We start from the raw sequence: 20,000 nt of genomic DNA, 5'->3' as shown, positions 1-20,000 counted from the left end.
CGGAGTCTCGGTCAATCACACTGAGTTAGAGAAGTGCTTGGTTTGAGAGTGTGTGCAGCCTGCTGAATTGATTGCAACGAATGCAGAAACACTGTATTCGTCGCAGGCACAAGGCGGAACAACAGTACTGGAGTGAGTATGCCACAGCGGGATATCTCGAAGACGCGATAGGATTTGACCTACCCGCCGAACGGACGGCACTTCCCGACGTGCGGTCTGGTGCTGGTGGCTTCGACGAAGCTCGGCAGAATCCAGACTAACTGACACCAAGTTCACGATGTTTCTCCCTCTACTACTCACATGCTCACTGATACATCCGGAATCCACCACATCATAGGCATCGTTCGTGACGCCCAGAAGAACGTTAACTTCTACAGCGACGTGCTCGGTCTCCGACTCGTCAAGTAAACGGTGAACTTCAACGACAAGTTCACACGCCATCTCTTCCACGGTGACGAAACTGGCTCACCGGGCACTGCTCTTACCTTCTTTCCGTATCCCACCGAAGACGATGGTCGTCCCGGCAAGCCACAAATCAGCACCGCTGCGCTGACCATCCCGTCGAACTCGGTGTCCTACTGGCAGGACAGACTAGCCGAACATGATGTCATCGTCGAGGGACCACTCGATCGGTTCGATGAGACAGTCCTTCGGTTTTCCGACCCGGACGGCACGCAACTCGAACTCGTCACTGGCGAGTCGGCTGTAGAACCGTGGGCGAAGGGTCCGGTTCCAGATCAGCACGCGATTCGTGGCATCCACGGCGTAACGCTACTATCGACGAGCATCTTTGTCACTGCGAGTGTACTGGAGACACTGGGATTCGAACTTCGCGATCAGGCGGGCGACCGAGTTCGATATCAGACACAGGGAGAGCGTGCGTCCGTCGTCGGTCTCCTCGACCGGGACGCCGAGTCTGGGCGAGAGGGTGCTGGATCTATTCATCACGTTGCTGTGCGGATCGCTGAAAAAGCCCAACTCTACGAGTGGCACGTCGCTCCTCGAACGTGAGCCGATGGTAGAACTCGTCAACGAGTGGCAACTGTGGTAGCGCCCCAATATGTTCCATCGAGACGTTACACCCAGCCATCCGGCAATCGTTCTCCATGGCGCTGGACTAACTCGAGGAACGGTTCGATCTCAGCGAACCGAGGCCCTTGACTAATCTCATAGGTCTGCTCATCCAACACGATGTAGCCAGCGTCGGCCAATTTTGGGAGGTGGAGATGGATATATTCGGCGTGGATCGGCGTCCCAGTGTTTGACTCATCGGTTCGGATTTCTGTGAAGTGGACTGTCTCCGTCGGTTCCGTGGCAGCTAAGCCTGTCAAGACCCGCCGACGAGGTTTCGCTTTGAGACACTCACAGAGTGTGTCCCAGGGATTGTGTCCAGTCATAGCCACGCCTCCTCCAGCGTCGCGGCCACGATTATAGTGACAACCTGTCTTGCGAGAACCGTGGCTGACAGCCACGAGAAGCCAGCTAGTGCGGACAGATGATGCTGCATCTTAACTGCCGCTGTCGCCAGTGGGCTGGCGGGGATGACCGCAACGAACGCCCCGAGTCCGTATTTCTCATCAATCTGCCCGCGCTGCCGGTTCTGGTTAGTATACGATACCCTCTCCATCGGTGTACAGCGGTCCGCACTATTTTCGGTCGCTTCCATCGACACCTTTGCCGACGATGGTAGGGGACAAAAACCGGGACGACCGTTTTAGATCTTCTACCGAGGGTTTATGACTATCAAGAGGCCCCTGTATCAGCGTCAACCCATACTTCTTGCCTTTATTACCCAGGTTGTCTAACCAAATCGTATGGCTCGAGTCCCGTCGGCGTTCGCTGATGAATTCGACGCCAAAGGAGACCGGTTTTTCGCGATTGCCGAGCTGTTGTACGCCAACCCCGACCGGCAATACACCCAGCAGGAACTCGCCGAGCGATTCGACTGCTCAACGACGACGATCAGTAATCACACCGGCGAGATGAGTGAGTGGCTCGACCGTCGCGACAGCCAGACCACCTACGCCTGGGACGTCGACGTCCACGATCCAGGCCACACGGAGACCACTATGGCTGTCCAACGGTTCTATGCCGACCTCTGGAATCTCCTGAAAAAACACTCTCGGACTGGCCCGGGGGCGTTCGCCCTTTTTGGGTTCATAATGCTTCTCACCGGGAGCGTCGTGTTCTCGTTCTACGTGGGGTTCACGTTCAATCTTTTTGCCGAGTCAGCACTCCCGGTCAGTGTCTATCTGGGTATTGCCATTGGGTGTGTACTCACTGGCATCATTGTGACACTCTGCTCACCGTATATGGCCTGGGTGAGCGGATTCCTGTGGCCACGGCTGCCTGAGGGCCCGTTTGGCAAGGACAAATGACGATGGTCATTACGGACTGTCAAAACCCAGTCACTCTGTTTGATTAGTCCTGGCCGGGCTCGTCGGTATCAGACTCTCATACGAATGGAAAAGCAGTATATAAGACTTCAGTGACATCCTCTATTACGTCGTCGAGTTCAGAGAGAGTATCCAAGACTGACAACGATATACTCAACCTGTTTCTTTCCCGTCGTATATAATCGGTTCAACGCAGACTACCCTTTAGGACGGTGTGAGAAGATCATCCATCTTTGCGAGATTCCATAGCGACCAGTGCTCGTCGAGTTGATCTTCGAGTCCTTCAACGAACCCACTCTTTGAGAACAGTGCGAAGCACTCTTCCCGATCATCTGGCCCCCATCTAACTGTCCCTGCTTTTGCCTGCAGGTCATTGACGAGCTCCGTCCCGACTGGCTCCGATGCCCACTTGCACTCGGCGAACAGGATTCGGTTATCGTTCGGTGCGAGCCCCACAATATCGACCTCGTCTTCCCCGTACCACCACCGCCCGACCTCCGAGTACGGTTCGAACTCACCGCGTCGAATCCCCTCCCACACGGCTTCCTGACATATGTCCTCGAATGCGGTGGCGACGTGCATTGGAAGATCAGGGGCGATCGTACCGTCGTAGACGATATCCGGTGCTTCTTCGATACTGGAGCGGTTCGGCTCAACGTACCGGAACCAGAACCGAAGGAACTCGTCAGCGACGCGGTACCGCGACCGCTTCGACTTCTTTCCGGATGCTGTCACAGGGATTTCCCGATCGATCAGTCGGAGTTGCCGCAACGTCTGTAGATACTTCGATAACGGACCGGCATCGATTCCCGTCGCTCCTGAGATCTCGTTCGGCGTCGTGTGCCCTAGCGCCACCGCTTCGAGAATACTCATGTACCGCGCGGGATTCCGGAGCTCCGTCCGAAGCAAAAACTCCGGCTCGTTGTACAGTACTGCTGACGGCGATAGCACCTGTGACCGGACGTTCTCCGCGAGCGATCGTCCGTAATCGAACAGCGTGAGATACATCGGCGTCCCACCGGTAATCGCGTACGATCGAATCGCGTCCGCGATCTCGTAGTCGATGACCTCACGAGCCTGCTGAAATGAGAACGGTTGCACGTCGAGTTGTCCCGTACGACGACCATACAATGGGCTCTCGTGGCCGAGTACCTCAGATTCCATCGTACTCACACTAGACCCACAGAGAATCAGCATCGAATCGGTCTCTTGGAGTTGTTCGTCGACAAATCCCTGTACGTAGGATGGGACTGAGTCGTTCTCCGAGACAAGATACGGGAACTCGTCGATCACAACCACTACCTCCTCAGAACGGAGTTTCTCCCCGAGGTAGTCGAAGGCCTCGTCCCACCCGTCGATCCGTGGAGTACGATCGTCGAAGAACGCTGCAACTTGGTCGATGAACTTCTCGCGCTGCCGATGCTCGGCTTCCTGCGCCGCGAGAAAGTAAATATGCGGCCGATCAGTACAGAACTCCTTCAGCAACTCCGTCTTGCCGACACGCCGACGCCCGTAGACGACGAATACGTCCGAGCCAGGCGACTCAAACGCAGTTGAAAGCGCATCAATCTCTTCTCTCCGGTCATAAAAAGTCATACTTTGAATAATGATTACTACGATAATGACTTATGCATTTTGGCGTGACCCTCCAACGCGTTGTGCAGTGCTTCAAGACCCTGCTCAAGCTCTTGGGCAACGTCGGATTGGTCCACTTCTTCCTTCGCAAGTGAAATCTGTTTCAGTGCTTCTTGTAGCCTGTTTTCACTTCCATCAGTGAACCGCTCACTCTCTTACCATGAGTAGTACGGGGTGAATTCACACGGGTTCTGGTCAATCGATTATTCCAGAGTAGCTGACGTAGTAAAACGCTTGTCAGTATTTTTCACGACGGCAGCAAGCACGGCCTGGCCCATGTTGGGGGACGCACTCAGTCTAGTGATCGGAGGAGGAGTTTGAGTGCCTGGTGAGGGTGCCCCGAGTCATGTAGTTTCTCAACCTCCTCAGCGATTTCGGGTGGTATTTCGTCTGTGGAGATGAACTCTTCAACAAGTTTGGCAATCTCTTGTTCATCTGAAGTCCATCCAGATCGGGCTTCTTCATCATCTGAATACTGGTCGTCCCCTCCCATGCTACTGATTCACATGAAACTGTCACCCAGATCTTCATAAATCTATGCCATAATATGAGTGGTTGTATCACATGTGTAGGACCAGTGGAGAAGAGAGTACCTGCTACGTTCAAATAGCAAAATAGCGTATAACATGTTTTTAATATACATCTAGCAAATAACCAACAAATATATGAGATTACAATAAAACACAGGAATGTGCCCTCAGAAAACGTCGAAACTGAAACCGACAACCCCGTAGAAAAGCACATTCGGCACGCTCACCAGCAGACGGATGATGACGAAGTGCGCTATCACCTCCGTGAAGCCCTGCAGCTCGTCTACGCCAACGAAGAATAGATCCGAGACAGCTCACTCGTAGGAACTACCCCGTGCAACAATCTCAGCGAAGGCGACGTTTTCTCTAACATCAGTAATCTCTACAGTAACACGCTCCCCAATCTCGGTGTCGGGCACAATCACTACGAACCCTCGCTCAACACGCGCGAGTCCGTCGCCTTGGTCGCCGAGATCTTCGATGTCGACGGTGCGTTGTTCACCTTCCACGACCGGCGGGGTCTGTGGCCTGCGGTCTCTCTGTAGCTCTGTCTCACTCTGTGTGGGTTCACTATCTGTCGGAGGCGAAAGCAGTGCAACGCGGTACATTGCACCGGCCTGCAGAGACCCAGTCTGTAGTTCCTGTTTGGGCACTTCAATCACATAGGAGTCGTTGCGTTCTTCGACAGTACCAGCAAACAAACAGCGTAGTTGAGGCGGAATATCCATCGTCATATCGTACGCAGTGTACGTCTTCAGCAGCATTTGAGTCTATGGTCTATGACTACGCTGGTCCAGCGATTTCGTTGGATCCTCCGGGCGATGGTCTCCGTATCGGTTGCTCCGTTCCATCAGTCCTGCTTCCACTTCGCGCTTTCGCGACTGTCGTCGTCGCGCTACAGTCACCGAACTGCCTCTCCCAGAACGGCCCACTGCCTCTGAGAGGGGTTACAAGAGCCACAATAGCGACACACAAACTCACCAGCAACTGACTGTCCCGCAGCTGGGCTCATAGGGGCAGGTGTGGTACATAGTATTCCATAGGGCTATACACTAATGTCTCGATTAGTGGGTTTATACGCCTTGAGAACGGTGTTCTAGATATGATTCAGCGGGTGTGGGAAACGGTCAAACAGTACCTTGAGTCGGGTGCAGACAACCACGCCGCAGTTGATGCGTGCATAGAATGTGGGGACCCATCGTTCCCGGGCGCTGGCCGGTGTGCTGATTGTTTGGACAACTAACGAGACCAGTCCTGAGGGGCACTGTTCCTCACTTGTGACAGCAGCGCCAGCACCCAAGAGATGCAGTGAGACGTCCGGTTCCAGTATACATTCATGCTGCAGTCTGGCAAACACTTATCCTCGACGCCGGTCGAGTTCTGCACGGAAAGAACACTGTCACACGCTTCTTCCTCCCCGTTCCATGCCTGATGACACGCGAAGTCTCGGCCGCTGCCCTAACTGTGACGAGCGTATCACGAGTCCGTGGATTCTGGTCGAATATGAGCGAGACGATGGTACGGAGGACATCTGGGCGGAGTGTCTGACGTGTGAAGATGTCGTTGCGCCGGAGTAATCACAAGTTCAGTCTGCGTACTCTCCGGGAGAAGTGGCCGATAATGGTGTTTCAGCTATCCGCGTTGAGGATTCGACGCAGCGGTCTTCGTACCGAGTTTTTCGTATCTCCGATTTGGTCAGTACAACTCAAGCAGTAAATGAGCTTGAAAATTGGTCGGACTGGACGACTCAATATGGGTGGGAAATCTACTGTATTTACGGGAATATTTTTTATTCTTTCCCACACTAAGGCTGAATACGTCATGTCGAAGACGACAGACGAACGAGGACGGATCTACCTCCCGAAGGATGTCCGCGACCGGTTCGGTGACCAGTATCGTATCGTTGAACTCCCGAGCCACGTTGCACTCTTCCCAGTTGACGAGGACCCGCTAGAGGGCCTCCGAGCGGCCGTTGGCGATGCCTTTGCAGAGACAGAGGCCGACAAGCTGAAAACTGAATCGCGGAAGGCGATCTCACGAGAGATTCAAGAGGGAGCGAAAGACCGGCCACAAGATGGCGAGGCGTAAGTCGTGTACGTTGACACTGACTTTCTCACCGCACTGTTGAAGGACGACGATTGGCTTCAGGACGCCGCAATCCGCGCCCTCGAAGAGCATGATGACATACATACCTCGATACTCGCGTACGCCGAGGTTCTGGTGCTGTTCTACGACCGTGAGGCGGCCGAGTACGAGATCGATGCGCCGCGGGCAATTACCAACCTGCTCGAACTGGTTCCAATCGTGCCGGAAGAGCACGAGGACGCGGTTCTGGCCGCCGCAGCGTTCCTCGACGAGTATGATCTCTCCCCGTTCGATGCACTCCACGCTGGACTCGTCACAACCGGCGAAGAGCGAGTCCTTTCGACCGAGCAGGACTACGACACTGTCGGCCTCGACCGCGCATCGTTGGAACCTGCGCCCTCTGAGTGAAGATGGTAGATACGCACATCTACTGACTGGGTATTTCTGGTGAGTTTGTGAGAAACAAATGGCAGGCGGAAATCACTCGGTTCTTGGCTAACCAACAGTCGTGGGAGGTCTCCTTTTTGTTGGTTAGCGACCTTCACTATACTGTCGCGGCCACATGCTGATACTCGGCCTGGGACGGCGTCGGCTGCAACGTCAACCAAGCCAACGCTAACTCCCTAAGCACTTCCGGCGGCACACCCTCCGCGTCCCGAAGCACGGCGTCGAGCGTCCATGCACCATACTAACTCGCGCTCGGCGCAAGCATGTCCACGGACTCAGTAGCCACCTCCTCACGAATCGCCCGTGCAGCACGCCGCACCCGCCGCCGTTCCTCGACGGTGCAGCTCATGCCTCAACACCTCGCACGAGATCGCCGACAAGCGATCCACCGACGTGCGGCCCAGCGTCCCAGCCGCGCTCACCACGCGCGTGTTCACACCACTCTCCGAGCGTCTCGAATGGCGTCTCTGCCAGCACAACCTTCTCTGCTTCACCATCGACCGAAACAACAGCCACAGCGAACTCGTAGCTGTCCAATGGGCCGCACCCTCGCCGTCGACCCCAAGGAAGAGCGGGGCCTTGGGCGAGTGGCTCGTGTACGTGATAGGCAGTACAAATTACGTATCTATCGATAGGAAGTGGGAAGCCAACAGGACTCCAGAAAAGTTAGAACAGCCACAGTCCGATGTCAGTACGTGACTACCAATGGCCCTCCTCCCCAGTGGACAAATCCAGAATACGTCGCAACTGTCATCGGCGTCCTTGCAACTGGTGCTCTCGTGTTCTACAGTTCACTAACTCAGTCTGGCCCGACTGTCGATGAAATCATATTCGTAGTGCTCGCTATCACGATCCCTGTTACCATCGCTTACGAACTTACTCGTCGGTTCGGATGATAGGCACACTTCCTGAACGGTTCGTCCAGGGGATCGAGGAGAGAAACAAATGACGGTTAGAAATCCGAGTGGGGTAGCTAACCAACAGCTGTGGGTTCTGCCCGGGTCTTGTTGGTTAGCACTTTTCGCGACACCGTGTCCTGCCACGTACTGATACTCAGCGTGTGCCGGCGACGGCCGTAACGTCGACCTGCCGGACCCTGACGCGGTGCTTGATAGATACGTCAGATGAGATGCTCTATGGATTCGCCGCCCCGGGCTAACTCGGACTGCTCAGGTGGGGCGTGCGTATCACGCTCGGAGAACGACTCCGGTGAGACGGCCTGTTGTATTGCTGTGAGCTTCGACCGCAGTTGGCCGCTCGTCGAGCGCACCAGCTCATCGTCTGGCCAAGAATGGACATCGAGCCTGTCGAAGCGCGTTGCAACTTGCTGGACCGTGTTCAGTTGGTTGAGGGCGTACTCGACCCAGTACTGGTGGCTGTCCTGCATCTGCTGGAGTTCCTCGACCACGTCGTCGTAGCCGGCTTGCTCGGCGGCGGTGAGACACTGCTGGAAATTCGCGCCACGGAGGTTGATTGGTTCGTGGAAGACGACGACCTGCCCCGAGTGCTCTGAAGTAGCTGAGTAGTTCGTGAAAGTCGTCTTCGCCCATCGTCGGGTATGTAGGTGACATCGAGACGAACACCGACACACCGGCCTGCTGGAGCTCGTCTACCGCCTGCCAGCGACCATCGAGGTGACCGGTGCGAGCGGAACCACAGTTTCGAAAGACCTCGCTATCGGGACCGTCGGCACCGTTCAGACGACGGTCAACGTCTCCACGCTCGCTCACGGCCCCGCGAACATCAGCCTCTCAGCTGACGGCGTCAACATGCGAGCGGAGGTCGTCTCGCGCAAGACCTTCGACAGCGACGGCGATGGCATCCGTGACTCTGTAGAGAACCAGAACTGGACGCTGCCGACCGCCGCCGCAAGCACGTTCTCGACGGACCCGTACGACGCTGATACTGACGGAGACGGCATCCCCGACGGGGAGGAGGTCATCTACAGGACTACCGCTGAAAACGGCACGCTCACGACGAGCATCGCGGTCGCCAACTCCGACCCGACCGAGGTCAACAGCGACGGGGACGAACTCACCGACCTCGAGGAAAACCGCGGGTGGAACACCTACCTCGCGCGCTCGCCCTCAACAGCTGAACAGTTCGTCAGCGCCCGCCAGAACGGTGGGGACGCCCTCGGCGTGCTCTGGAAGCAAAACGTCAGCTCCGACCCACTGTCGACAGACACCGACGGCGACCTGCTGGACGACCACGAGGAGCGTCGCCTCGGGACCAGCCCGACTGTCGCCGACTCCGACAACGACGGCAGTGACGACTACTACGAGGTTTCGAACGACTACGACCCGACCATCCACGACCACAAAGCGCCACTGGTCGAACCACTCGAGGTCAGCGCCGACAACACCGCCCGAACCAGCTACACAGCTCGCGTCAGCGTCTCCGACCAGAGCGGCATCTCCCGAATCGAGTTCTACAAGGCCGGAAGCAGGCAGTGGTCGGGCCTAGGCGATGGCGCGACCGCCCGAAACTTCGACGCCAGCATCGAGGTTGAGCGTGACGCGCTAGATGCCATATACACCGGCGCAACCGGCTTCTTCACGCCGGTGACCGTCGACGCCAGCGCCACGGATATCCACGACAACCGCAAACGCACGGAGCTCAGCGGGCCGGACACGTTCGGACAGGCGGCCGACAAATACGCCAGCTTCCCGGCCAGTCTTGGCAAAGGCGGCTTCGTCGCCTGGATGGGCCTCTCCTCGGGCGCGTCGACGGTGGTCGGCGAGAGCGTCGCTGGCGTCGCCCAAATGGTCTCCGACCCTGGCGGCTACGCGAGCCAGATGGCCCAGCTGGCGACGACCATCGCCAACAACCCCGCGATAATCACGAAACTGCCCCAGATGATGGCGAGCCAGCTCCGCCAGCAACACGAGACCCGCAATCCCTTCGACTCCCGCGAGCAGTACTACCAAGAGTTTGGCGGCGGCTGGTCGCTGGGCTACTCGACTGGGACAGTGGCGCCCGCGTTTGCCTCTGGCGGGTCGAGCGTCCTCCAGAAGGAACTGAGTAGTTCATCGAAGCTCAGACGGCTGGTCGACGCCGCCGGCGCGCTCCTGCAGATGGACGACGCTGCTACCCAGCGCCGGTTTGTGAAGACCCACAAGCAAGGTGACGTTTCGACAAACGAACTATCGACGGCCGTCAAGCACTACGACAACCTCGATCCGAGCGGCAAAGGCGCTGCCGACGATGTCCTTGCTGCAACCGGCGACGACGACGCCGAGAAACAGCGGGCGGCTCTGGGTGAGTAGCTCGCGTGCGGTATGATCAGTACAGGTCACACACCTATCACGCCCGGCGAACACTCCCCAGAAGTCTATCGGAAACGCCATGCAAGATATAGAGGATCAATGCAGCGATTGGCGTCCGTTGGTGATACGACAATATCGGTAGATCGATCGGTCAGAGACGTTCACCTACTACACACCATTCCTTGAGATGACAACCGTCACTGTCTGGCCGTCCCGTCCCATTGCTTGGACAGTCCAGCCGTACTCTTCAACAGCCGCGCGGAGGTCATCAGGAACGAGATCTGGATTGCCTGCGTCACAGTAGACACGCGGGAGAAAACGCCGCAGCCCTTCTGGGGGTTCTCGGCGATGTTTTTCAGGGAGTGCGACTTGTCCGCTTGCTTCGTCTGAAAACCCTTCAGCCCGATCAATGGCGTCATATCCGAGGTCATAGACAGCATCAAGAATGGTGTCGAGCGAGACCTGCTCCCCGCACATCTGTAGCTCTCCTCACCTCTGACTTATGAGGAGGACGATGATAAAGCTGCGCAGTGACTCGTCACGTAGCATAATCAAAGCTGTCGTATTCACAACTGACCGATGCTTTCGGTTTCGAATAGACTGCACCGTCGTGCAAGACTCGCGCTCTGTATCTTGCACGGCTATCAGAACACCTCTCAGAACTGGTAAAAACCTGACTATTAATACGCACACCCGCTGAGCGGATAGTTCCCTCAGCAGTCGTGAAACGACCCTGTTGAACTACTGCTGGTGGACTGAGTTTTTAGTGGCTTGCGTATCTGTACTGACCGTCCCGCACGCGAATTACTTACTCAGACCGACCGCTTTTTTCAGCGTTGACGGCGACGGCGCGAATAGATTACAGATGAGTCAAATAGCGGTGGCCACCGGCGGCTACTAGCCCGAGTCCAAGGAGCCACTGGAGTACGCTGGCGACGAACTGTATCACTGGCTTGCCTGGGGAGTAACTGGTGGTTACGACGGCGAAGCCGTCATCGGTCTCGACGATCATCCCACCGTCGTCGTACTCGTCTGCGGAGACAGACGGTAGATCGGTGTCTATCTCTGCACCGTGGACATAGTGGTCAGTCGTAAACGAGTCCCGCTGAATCACGCGGGCCAGTTCCGGTGGTGCTCTCTCAATGGGAACGGCGATAGCGTCGAGCGTCTGCATGGCTGAATGAGGGGTCAGCGTAACTCTGACCTGCCCTTCTGGCACCGTCTCCGAGGCACGATGCGTCGTCTGGGTCCGTTCGTAGAACTGCCCACCGTGGACGGCGTATGGCTGGCCTGCGGTCCAGTACTTGTCCGTTCGGTCGATGGTCACCGTCCGCGGTTGGCCACTCTCATTTGCCAGCCACGTCTCCAGCACACAGAGTTGTGCGCTGCTGGTGTCGGTCCAGCCATCACATCCGATGCCAGCGATGCTTTCCGGTCGATTTGCCCACTCGCCGTCGACAGAAAAGCGCATACTGTCGTCGGTGGCGGTCACGGATACGCGCTGGTACTCGTAGCGCTCGCCGCCGGGTGAGATAATGTGGAAGTGACCCACATTTAACAGGAGAACGGAACCGATGAGCAAAAAGATCAATCCTCTACGGGCGGGTGCGTCCAAAGCCACGAATTACCGATCCTGTATCGAATAAATATATGTTTGCTTCGGACAGTCCGGACTCTAGGGTACGTGTACCTCTCAGACTCGTTGCTACCAATTAGTATATATATTTGCCACCACGGCACTGTCTAGTTCTGGATCTCCTCAGCTGGCGTTTTTCCGTCAAGAGCTTGGATCGGTCGTTCGTGGTTGTAGTGGTGTCTGAACCGTCTGAGCCACTGTTTCGCGCTGGATTGACTGCCCCTCCAAAACGTGTGGAAGCGGTCGATTCGCATGGTCACAGTTTGGAACCATTTTTCGGTGTGGTTCCGGAGTCGATAGTCGAGCCGACCGCTCAAATCGTGGCGTGAGAGGGCAGTCAGATAGCCGCCAGCATCGACGAGAAACACTGTATCGGCAACATCGTGTTTCTGAGTGAGGCGATGCAGGAACGCCGACGCGGGGTCAGTCCCGCGGCGGCTGAACACGTCAACTTCGAGAAGCAGCTTTGATTCGGTATCGACAGCGGCGTACAACCACTTCTTTTCGCCGTCAATCTCGATTTGTTTCTCATCGACTGCGACCCGCAACGGCTGCGCCGTCGGCGGGTCGCCCTGTGCTTCAGACAGTGTATGAACCCAATTCCAGACAGCACCGTGAGAGCGATCGACACCCAGCAAGTCTAAGATCGCAACCGTCTCCCTGATTGACAGCCCCGCAGTATGGAGACGCACCCCAACTTGCCGGACGGATGTCGGGGTGCGCTCATTCTCCCAAATGTCTTGGCTGTCCTCATCTAACGTTTCTCTGAGGAGGTCTGCGAGTTGCATAGGCACTTCTCGCTACGACCTCCTCGCTTCTCAAACTCGCTCAACTAGACAGTGCCCACTGGGCTGTATTATCAAACATCGTATGATCTCAGTATTGGCGTAACAATTACCCGGGCTGTAATGGATGATGTCGGCCTGTACGTCGGCTACAACTGGGGAGTACTTGCTGTGGGTCTTATGCTCATCGCCGGGCTCGGCCTGATACTGATACTTGTCCTACGTATGCTAATAATCTACGTAACATACGCGTTGCTCCCGCTTTTACTCGCATTCAAGGTCGTGAACGTCGGGCCATGGAAGCGTGTCAATGTTATGGGTGAGAAATTCATCAAAGTGAGCGCGAAGTTAATGCTGTTTGGAGTATTGGTAACAGCGTTAATCTGGTCAAGTACACTGCTGACTGATTTCAGCACGTACGATAGTGCCTCCAGCGGAACGTTTGCCGGCGGGGCCACGGTTGATGACTCTCTGCCTGATGGTAGGTTTTCGACGCACGGACAACTTGCACAGTATATTCCGGACTTCTTTTTGCTCATCACACCCTTGCTGATGATCGACTTCGTTGGGATCAAACTAATCATGGATCTGTTATGACGGGCCCCTGTCCAGCCGACCCGTATCGACAATTCTGCAACGGAGGGAACCAATGAGTCTCGCGTTTCGGATCCAGTCTGTGCGAGAACACACGCAATTGCCTCTCACTGTCGGCTCCGACGCTACCGGACGGTCGGTCCCACTCGCTCTCGTCGGTCTCAGGGATCCCTTTCGAGACTTCGCCAATAGCGTATTCGCTGCCGTATTCGACCTCATCGTGAAGTTATTTGCAGATATCATAGATGAGTTCCTCCGCATCAGTCCTGCGCACCTCCAGCAGTTGGAATCCATATATCAGATCAGCGTTACTATACATTTCGCACTGCTTTTAGTGTATGCAGTATCCGTCTTTGGGTCGTTCCAGCTGTTCCCCAGCACAGAGAAGACAGATCCCTATCGGTTCGGTGTTCGCGCTCTCGCCGCAACGACATCCATCTGGATTGTAAATCCACCGGGCGGGGGCGCGAATCTCTTTGGGAAGGGTGCATTTGCGTGGGCCTTCGTGGTCACGAATAATCTCTCCACATGGTATCTCAGTCAAGCTGGTACGTCTATTTCCTTCCAGAGTGGCACAATCGCTGGTGCGCTGAGCGGGCCATTTATGTTGCTTGCAGTAGGCATCCTCATCGGCAAGGTCATACTTCTCGCTGAGATCATTTTGCTGGTCCTGCTCGTGGCACGGCAGGTGTTAGTTCTAGTCACATATGGGTTGTATCCGGTCCTCATCCTCCTCTGGGTTGTCGACCACGGGCCACTGAAATACGGGAATAACCTCGCGTCGAAGATGTTCAAGACTGCAGTAATGCTGTTGGCTGGTGGTGTCCTCATAGCGGCCGTATTTACCGTCGGACTCGGTCTCATCGGTGGCAGTAGTCAGATATTCGCCGGTGGGACGCCAGCGACCCAACCAACAGCGCAGGGGCCACCAGTCCAGGGCGGTGTGTTCGCTAGCTCAGGTGGTGGTGATGTACTGCTGAATTTCCTCATTAAGGCCGTCATCATCATCGGGATTCTCGTCCTCCCGACCCTGATGCTGACACAGATGTTGGGCGCCGTCGGAACTGCTGTTACAGGCATTGCACAGGCTGGTGCCGCGGTTGCAACAAGTGGTGCAAGTGCTGCCGCATCAGTCGCTGGACAGGGCGGGAAAATGGTGGCAAAGAAAGGTGTCAAGAAGGGCGTCAAAGCGACTGCAAAGAAGAGCATGAAACAGGCCAAAAAGGGCGTCAAAAAGCGTGCAAAAAACGGCTTCAAGCCGGGTGGAAAAGCTGGAAAGTCAGGCACGGGTCGGTCTTCCAGTACGATGTCGCCTAACGCACAATCGCTGACGGATGTCTCGACAGCACAATCCACGCAACAGGCTGAACCGGATGATTCCGAGGCAGATAGTGAAACGGGCTCACGACCACAGCGAGGGCCGTCCGATTGACTGTATTATTTCACATCTAGATAGGAAATATTAATATGGGAAATAGAAAAGGTGAATTAGATGGCGGAGTCGGGGCCCGAGCGTCTGGAGGTGGAGTCAACGTACGGCCAGGTGCTGGCTGTACCATTCGTAGCTCCGCTGCTGGTCGTTGACGTCGGGCTTGAGAGCCTCATCCAGTGGATTAATGAGCAACTGTTCAACGCAGTGTTCGAACTCATCGAGATCCTGTTTTCAAGCGTTCTCTCCGAGATGCTGAAGCTAGAGCCGTCGATGCTTGATCAGTTCCAGAGTATGTGGGACCTCTCGATGGTGATCTACTTCTCGTTGTTGACTATTTTCGGCCTGTCCTATCTGGGACTGTTCCAGTTGTTCCCGGACAACGAGAAGATGGACCCGCACCGGTTCATGTCACGCGCGCTGGCAGCGACGCTCTCGCTGTTCATCGTCAATCCGCCTGGAACTGGCACACTGTTCAGTCGCGGGCCTTCGCGTGGGCGTTCTCGATATCCAACGCGAGCATCGATCTGTTCCTCAAAGGCGTCAATCTGAACGCTAGCTTGCCGAGCAATCCCGTCGCACAGACCTCCGTAGGGTCGTTCGTGATGTTGCTGTACGGAATCGGGATTTTGCTCGTCGTGGTGCTCTCTCAGATTGTGCTGTTCGTCGTTCTGGTCGCCCGGCAGGTCCTGGTGTATCTCACCTACGGCCTCTTTCCGCTGTTGATCATCTTCTGGGTGGCTGACGTCGGGCCGCTCAAGTACGCCAAAGAACTCGCTGAGCAACTGTTCAAGGCCACGGGAATGTTGATTCCGGGCGGGATACTCGTTGCCGGGATCTTCGCCGTCGGAACGAAGTTCACCACCAGAACGCTCTCGACGTTCAGTGGCGGTGGCACGGGCGGAACGACGACGGCTGTCTTCGCCAGCGGGCCGAACCCACTGATTCAGATGGCAATGCCGGCCATGGCAATCGCTGCGATGTGCCTGCTAAGCAACGTGCAGCTCTTCATGATGTTTGCCGGCTCCCTTGGCGGTGCTGCAGGGGCCGCTGCCGGTAAAGTGTCAAAAGGCCTGTCCGCAGGCAAAAACAAAGTTACCGGTGCAGTCGGCATCGGCGGCACCGGCGGCACCGGCGGCACCGGCGGTTCAGGCCCGACGCCACCGTCTCAAACGGGCGTTGTCGCATCGACTGTCCCGATGGAGGGCGGTGCTACCGACTCCCAGTCAGGGTCATCCGTGACCGACAACACGGCTCAGGACCTCTCAGCCACGTCGGTGGCGGAATCAGGACAAGCCTCTCTGGAGCAATACGAAGACGGAACGACGCCAGATGCACCGGCAAATCCGACTTCAGACAGCGACAGGTACCAAGAGCCAACGGAGCCCTCGCTCAGTGAACTCGACGACCGCGAGGAGTTTGAGGCCGCAGTCTCCGACGACTGGTCGGACGAGCAAGTCGACGACCTCTGGGAACTCAAGGGCAAACACGAGGACGGCTCTGTGGGCCAGAGTCTGGCGGCTGAAGTGCTCAAATCTGGTGCGGCAAAGACAGTCGGCACAGTCGTTGGCGGCGCCGTTGGCGGGCTTCCAGACGCGCTCGTTGGCGGCGATTCCTCTGTTCAGCTTCGGCGGCCGCACGACCCTGCTGACGGTATGTCGCCACCGGGACGAGCTCTACATTGTCGATACTCTCTCCCTCTATCTCTGACGACAACGCGCTCGCACGCTCGCTCACACACTCGATGACTGCTTTGCGTTCGATACCGCGGAGTGCTCGTAGCCGCTCAGTAACGAGCCAAACGTCTGCAAGCGTGGCTATCATCTCCTCGTCGTCAAGATCATCGAAAGCGAGGTCGAACTGCCGGTCGGGGTAGTCAGCGAGGAGGTCAAAATCTGTCATACCGGCCCGAATTCGTTCGCGGATCTGCTGTTGGTCTCGTCGACGCTGGTGTTCGTCCTGCTCGGCAAACGCCATGCAAATCCGGGACCGCTGTGTCTTCGTCAGGAGCGAGGCGGGTTTGGCGACGGCGCTATCGTCATCGACCACGGGTGGACTGGGGACGCCACATAGCTGTGTCACTGTTGGACTGGAATGCCGTCACGGGTGTTTCCAGTTGTTCGACCGGTGGGGCTGTCGGTGTGGTAGACACGATTAGCATCGTTAATTTGTGTCGTCTCAACAGGCAAAAACGACTGCGGGTCGCTCCGGACACGCCATCTTCTGATGAATAGTGTGTGACGGATTCATAATCCGATTAGTCACGCCATTCGTTGATGAATGTTGGGGCGATGACGCCAACGCCGATGAGCACGGCGAAGTGAACCCATTGCTTATCAGTTACAGCTGTTGTGCCGTACACCGATACGAGGCCGAGTATGACGAAGACTGCTGTAATCTTGGTTTCTGTGCTGACCAAGTTATTCGACTTTGTGGAGGGCTGTTCTGACACGTTCAATCGTTCAGCTGCATCGCACATATACTCTTTCTACAATTTCAGAGCCAGCAACTACCGCTGACCGAGCCCGATACAGGAAGCATAACCGTCTACTGAGCAACTGCGAATGATTCTGTGACATGCTCTTGCCGTGCAACAAATTACCCCGAATCCCGGGACAACTGTTAAATTGAGGATCGGGTATACGTGCGATAGACATCACTCTCATACTGTTGGATTGCCATACTCCTGACCGAAATGAAACTCCCCGTGGGAATCACGACCCTCCACCTCTCACGAAAGAGCGTGTACCTGCTGGTCTTGGCGGTCGCCCTCACTGGGGGCGGTGGGTACAGCTACGTCCAGCAGGGACAGGCGGTTAGCGGCGCAGTCACGGTCCAAGCAACGGTCGACAGCGCACAAGTGGAGCGGATAGATAGTCGGCGAAGCATCGATTACGAACCGGAGGTCAAGTACACGTACGAATATCAGGGCGAGACGTACACGAGCGAGCAGGTGTTCCCGGGGCCGACCATTCGAACCTACTCGGATCGGTCGAAAGCGCAGTCCGTCGTTCGGTCGTACGAGCCGGGGACGACAGTCCAAGCGTACGTCCGGCCATCGGCTCCGAGCAACGCGTTCCTGATCAGGGAGCGGACCCCGTGGCCGACGCGAGCGCTCGCCGTCGGGAGCGTCCTGCTCGGCCTCGTCGTGCTCGCCGGACTGGGGGAGAAACGTCCGGGGCGACACGAGCCCCGCCCGGAGCGCGAGGTGCGGTCGCCGCCGTCCCGAACGTGGGTCGAACGCAACGACGAGAGGCTCCGTCGGCTGTCGAAATGGACACTCCTCGTCTGCTTCGTGGCGTTCTGGCTCTCGATGGTCGGGTTGGCGTTCGGCATCCTGAGCCTGAGCGAGGGGTCGGCACAGACGGTCGAGGCCGACCTGCTCGGACCGGTCGGTATCCCGCTGCTCGCGGCGGCCGGCTTCTGGGTCGGCATGATCCTCTCGCTGTGTCTGTACGGTCTCCAGTCGTTCAGTCGGTACCGACGGCTCCGGCGGCGGCTCTCCGAGCCGAGGCCGCCGAGTCCGTTCAAGCACCCGAGTCGGCTCGTCACGATACTCGGGACCGACAGAAACGAGTTATCCGAGTACGGCCAGCGCGTCCGCATAACCGGCTGGGCGTTTGTAATCGCTGCAGGGATGATAGCCATAATCGTACGGCTCCTCTATAGAGCTGTCTGAGGCCTATCTGGAGCCGTCGTGGGACCTGCCGATAGCAGGTCCTAGCACGGGGTCGCGGTCCGTCAGCGGATCAAGTCAGGAGCAACCGCAACCCATGCCGAACAGCCCTGCAAGTCGTAAAAAAGATAGAGGTATCGCTGTCACACTCTGGCTGTCGCCACGACGAGTTGATAGCCGTTCTGGGTGGGCGTCGGCTGCAACGTCAGTCCAACCAGTCCGAACTCCCGGAGCACTCCGGGTGGGACGCCGTCGGTATCTCATAGTTTGGCGTGAGAAACAGCGGGCACTGACTCAATCGCTCGTGGTAGTCTGGTCAGTACGGTTGGCTTGGTCCAAGTCGGCAATAGCTCCTGCCATGCCGAGAAGCATGAGCCCGTACCCAGCAAGCCCCGCCGGGACTGATGTTTGGAGAAGTAGTGACCCAGTGAATGCTCCAAGGCCACCAATAATGGCCCCCAGTTTCCTTGTTGACCGAGTGGGGTTCCGACGAGAAAGAGACACCCACTGCTGCTTATGTGCCAAAATCATTGACGTTACCGCCCCATAGAGTGGGAGGAGCGAGAGCATGATCAGGTGGTCCGCTGTGGCGAACTGTACTGCAAGAGCCGTCACTGCGAGTCCAACGCCTACTGAGATGGTGTATCGGAGGAAAGGGCGCATAGACGAAATTACAGCTACCAGAAACAAGTACGATACGGAATTTGAATACAGGCTTTCCGATCTTACTGAGTTGTTGTTTCATTCCATGCTGATGCCTCAAGAACACACTTGGCCAGCAGCAGTGAGTTCGAATCTATCACCGCTCTTAGTTGATAAGGAGGTTGGGTGTGACAAACAAAATTACGAGCATGCTCACCAGCACGACGAGTGCTGTGACCCGCAAGATGCCAGCTGCCCGTCGTCGAGGTTTCGGCAGGGACTCGGCAATGCCGGAGAGGGCCATCCCAGCGCTCAGACACAGTCCAGCATAGAACGGTGCCGCCCCTTCGACGATGACGTAGTACCCTTGCTGCCCGGCCAGCAAAAGTGCGCCACAGAGGTACACCACTGCAAGCCCTCTGGAGGGTTCGCCGAACACGGTTTCATCGATAATGGAGGGCATCGAGCGTGTCATCTCCCGCGACGGTCAAATGTTGCGGGGATTCGCGTACCCGCCACTAGGCTGAGTCTGGATTTAGCGTGACCTGCTGATAGGGTGCTGGTTCACGTCGGTATCTCTCACGGCTACTCAATCTTTCCTTGAGTCAGGAAGAACACGACTACGCTCAGTCGGAAGCACACAGCATCCTGAACGGCTAACAACCAGCCAGGGCTCTACGAAATCTTCTCCCGCTTGAATGATTCGTCAATACGTTATATATGGATGAACCAAAGCATCCATATCGTCGATTTCAGAAATAAGCAGTCAGGGAGGAGAACGCTACAATGAGCGGTCACCAGTTCCAATAATTCAATATATACTGTGCTGAATTTACCTCTGGTTGCTGATATCACCCTTCTTTACAACGGCACTAC

At 56.4% G+C, this 20,000-nt stretch carries 20 protein-coding genes and 4 pseudogenes; 12 read left to right on the top strand and 12 right to left on the bottom strand.

Annotation, left to right across the window (positions count from 1 at the left end; translation table 11 throughout):
- Positions 1 to 300: 300 nt before the first annotated feature.
- Positions 301 to 993: pseudogene (locus DVK01_RS12110) on the top strand (VOC family protein); the annotation flags it as partial.
- Positions 994 to 1,393: 400 nt separating this feature from the next.
- Here the strand turns inward: DVK01_RS12110 and DVK01_RS12100 are convergent.
- The gene (locus tag DVK01_RS12100) at positions 1,394 to 1,666 is read right to left on the bottom strand and encodes a hypothetical protein (protein ID WP_101351640.1); all 273 of its coding nucleotides are present in this window, start codon (positions 1,664 to 1,666) and stop codon (positions 1,394 to 1,396) included.
- 148 nt (positions 1,667 to 1,814) lie between these two features.
- Between DVK01_RS12100 and DVK01_RS12095 the strand changes: the two genes are divergently transcribed.
- Entirely contained in the window at positions 1,815 to 2,378 is a 564-nt protein-coding gene (locus tag DVK01_RS12095) for an HTH domain-containing protein (protein ID WP_101351639.1), read from the top strand.
- A 222-nt stretch (positions 2,379 to 2,600) separates the two neighbouring features.
- Here the strand turns inward: DVK01_RS12095 and DVK01_RS12090 are convergent, their stop codons facing one another.
- Both DVK01_RS12090 and DVK01_RS12085 read right to left on the bottom strand, forming a co-directional pair.
- Positions 2,601 to 3,992, bottom strand: a complete 1,392-nt coding sequence (locus tag DVK01_RS12090; RefSeq protein ID WP_121536909.1) for an ATP-binding protein — start codon at positions 3,990 to 3,992, stop codon at positions 2,601 to 2,603.
- Positions 3,993 to 4,323: 331 nt separating this feature from the next.
- Positions 4,324 to 4,524, bottom strand: coding sequence for a hypothetical protein (locus DVK01_RS12085; protein ID WP_121536907.1), 201 nt, complete (start codon positions 4,522 to 4,524; stop codon positions 4,324 to 4,326).
- A 198-nt stretch (positions 4,525 to 4,722) separates the two neighbouring features.
- Between DVK01_RS12085 and DVK01_RS21850 the strand changes: the two genes are divergently transcribed.
- Entirely contained in the window at positions 4,723 to 4,863 is a 141-nt protein-coding gene (locus DVK01_RS21850; protein WP_157829449.1) for a hypothetical protein, read from the top strand.
- A 12-nt stretch (positions 4,864 to 4,875) separates the two neighbouring features.
- On the opposite strand, the gene DVK01_RS12080 is transcribed toward DVK01_RS21850, so the two are convergent.
- On the bottom strand, positions 4,876 to 5,289 hold the full coding sequence (locus DVK01_RS12080) for a TRAM domain-containing protein (RefSeq protein ID WP_101351924.1): 414 nt from the start codon (positions 5,287 to 5,289) through the stop codon (positions 4,876 to 4,878).
- A 1,093-nt stretch (positions 5,290 to 6,382) separates the two neighbouring features.
- Between DVK01_RS12080 and DVK01_RS12075 the strand changes: the two genes are divergently transcribed.
- Entirely contained in the window at positions 6,383 to 6,649 is a 267-nt protein-coding gene (locus DVK01_RS12075; RefSeq protein ID WP_121536905.1) for an AbrB/MazE/SpoVT family DNA-binding domain-containing protein, read from the top strand.
- 3 nt (positions 6,650 to 6,652) lie between these two features.
- Entirely contained in the window at positions 6,653 to 7,054 is a 402-nt protein-coding gene (locus DVK01_RS12070; protein WP_121536903.1) for a PIN domain-containing protein, read from the top strand.
- Positions 7,055 to 7,190: 136 nt separating this feature from the next.
- On the opposite strand, the pseudogene DVK01_RS12065 reads toward DVK01_RS12070, so the two are convergent.
- From DVK01_RS12065 to DVK01_RS12050, 3 pseudogenes are all read right to left on the bottom strand, one after another.
- A pseudogene (locus DVK01_RS12065) lies at positions 7,191 to 7,442 on the bottom strand (hypothetical protein).
- Positions 7,439 to 7,668 (bottom strand): annotated as a pseudogene (locus DVK01_RS12060) (hypothetical protein); the annotation flags it as partial. The pseudogenes DVK01_RS12065 and DVK01_RS12060, both read right to left, overlap by 4 nt.
- Positions 7,669 to 8,213: 545 nt before the next feature.
- Positions 8,214 to 8,664, bottom strand: a pseudogene (locus DVK01_RS12050) (radical SAM domain-containing protein).
- 63 nt (positions 8,665 to 8,727) lie between these two features.
- Between DVK01_RS12050 and DVK01_RS12045 the strand changes: the two are divergent.
- On the top strand, positions 8,728 to 10,362 hold the full coding sequence (locus DVK01_RS12045) for a hypothetical protein (RefSeq protein WP_233562773.1): 1,635 nt from the start codon (positions 8,728 to 8,730) through the stop codon (positions 10,360 to 10,362).
- Positions 10,363 to 10,530: 168 nt separating this feature from the next.
- Here the strand turns inward: DVK01_RS12045 and DVK01_RS12035 are convergent, their stop codons facing one another.
- From DVK01_RS12035 to DVK01_RS12025, 3 genes are all read right to left on the bottom strand, one after another.
- Positions 10,531 to 10,839 carry a hypothetical protein gene (locus DVK01_RS12035; RefSeq protein WP_147435167.1) on the bottom strand — a complete coding sequence of 103 codons (309 nt, stop codon included), beginning with the start codon at positions 10,837 to 10,839 and terminating at the stop codon, positions 10,531 to 10,533.
- Between the two features lie 382 nt (positions 10,840 to 11,221).
- Entirely contained in the window at positions 11,222 to 11,914 is a 693-nt protein-coding gene (locus DVK01_RS12030; protein ID WP_101351632.1) for a hypothetical protein, read from the bottom strand.
- 191 nt (positions 11,915 to 12,105) lie between these two features.
- The gene (locus tag DVK01_RS12025; RefSeq protein WP_121536901.1) at positions 12,106 to 12,786 is read right to left on the bottom strand and encodes an IS6 family transposase; all 681 of its coding nucleotides are present in this window, start codon (positions 12,784 to 12,786) and stop codon (positions 12,106 to 12,108) included.
- 120 nt (positions 12,787 to 12,906) lie between these two features.
- Here DVK01_RS12025 and DVK01_RS12020 point away from each other — a divergent pair, with 120 nt between their 5' ends.
- The 5 genes from DVK01_RS12020 (at position 12,907) to DVK01_RS21845 (ending at position 16,879) form a co-directional block, all read left to right on the top strand.
- Positions 12,907 to 13,380: a hypothetical protein gene (locus tag DVK01_RS12020; RefSeq protein ID WP_233562772.1), complete on the top strand. Its 474-nt coding sequence runs from the start codon at positions 12,907 to 12,909 to the stop codon at positions 13,378 to 13,380.
- Positions 13,381 to 13,432: 52 nt separating this feature from the next.
- The gene (locus DVK01_RS12015; RefSeq protein ID WP_121536899.1) at positions 13,433 to 14,809 is read left to right on the top strand and encodes a hypothetical protein; all 1,377 of its coding nucleotides are present in this window, start codon (positions 13,433 to 13,435) and stop codon (positions 14,807 to 14,809) included.
- A gap of 60 nt (positions 14,810 to 14,869) precedes the next feature.
- Complete coding sequence (locus DVK01_RS12010; RefSeq protein WP_121536897.1) at positions 14,870 to 15,358, top strand: hypothetical protein; 489 nt, start codon at positions 14,870 to 14,872, stop codon at positions 15,356 to 15,358.
- Positions 15,359 to 15,411: 53 nt separating this feature from the next.
- Positions 15,412 to 16,554 carry a hypothetical protein gene (locus DVK01_RS12005; protein WP_121536895.1) on the top strand — a complete coding sequence of 381 codons (1,143 nt, stop codon included), beginning with the start codon at positions 15,412 to 15,414 and terminating at the stop codon, positions 16,552 to 16,554.
- Between the two features lie 184 nt (positions 16,555 to 16,738).
- On the top strand, positions 16,739 to 16,879 hold the full coding sequence (locus DVK01_RS21845) for a hypothetical protein (RefSeq protein ID WP_158598765.1): 141 nt from the start codon (positions 16,739 to 16,741) through the stop codon (positions 16,877 to 16,879).
- A 184-nt stretch (positions 16,880 to 17,063) separates the two neighbouring features.
- Here DVK01_RS21845 and DVK01_RS12000 read toward each other — a convergent pair whose 3' ends face one another.
- Positions 17,064 to 17,258 (bottom strand): hypothetical protein, encoded by a 195-nt coding sequence (locus DVK01_RS12000; RefSeq protein WP_232794580.1) that lies wholly within the window; start codon positions 17,256 to 17,258, stop codon positions 17,064 to 17,066.
- Between the two features lie 243 nt (positions 17,259 to 17,501).
- Between DVK01_RS12000 and DVK01_RS11995 the strand changes: the two genes are divergently transcribed.
- A complete protein-coding gene (locus DVK01_RS11995) occupies positions 17,502 to 18,485 on the top strand; it encodes a DUF3592 domain-containing protein (RefSeq protein WP_101351627.1) in 984 nt (327 codons plus the stop codon).
- An 805-nt stretch (positions 18,486 to 19,290) separates the two neighbouring features.
- Here the strand turns inward: DVK01_RS11995 and DVK01_RS11985 are convergent.
- Positions 19,291 to 19,587 carry a hypothetical protein gene (locus tag DVK01_RS11985; RefSeq protein ID WP_101351625.1) on the bottom strand — a complete coding sequence of 99 codons (297 nt, stop codon included), beginning with the start codon at positions 19,585 to 19,587 and terminating at the stop codon, positions 19,291 to 19,293.
- Positions 19,588 to 20,000: the final 413 nt, after the last annotated feature.

This window comes from Haloarcula sp. Atlit-120R (assembly GCF_003665885.1).
Lineage (GTDB): Archaea > Halobacteriota > Halobacteria > Halobacteriales > Haloarculaceae > Haloarcula > Haloarcula taiwanensis.
The sequence above is the reverse complement of the archived record's forward strand: the minus strand, read 5'-3'. Positions and strand labels throughout refer to the sequence as shown.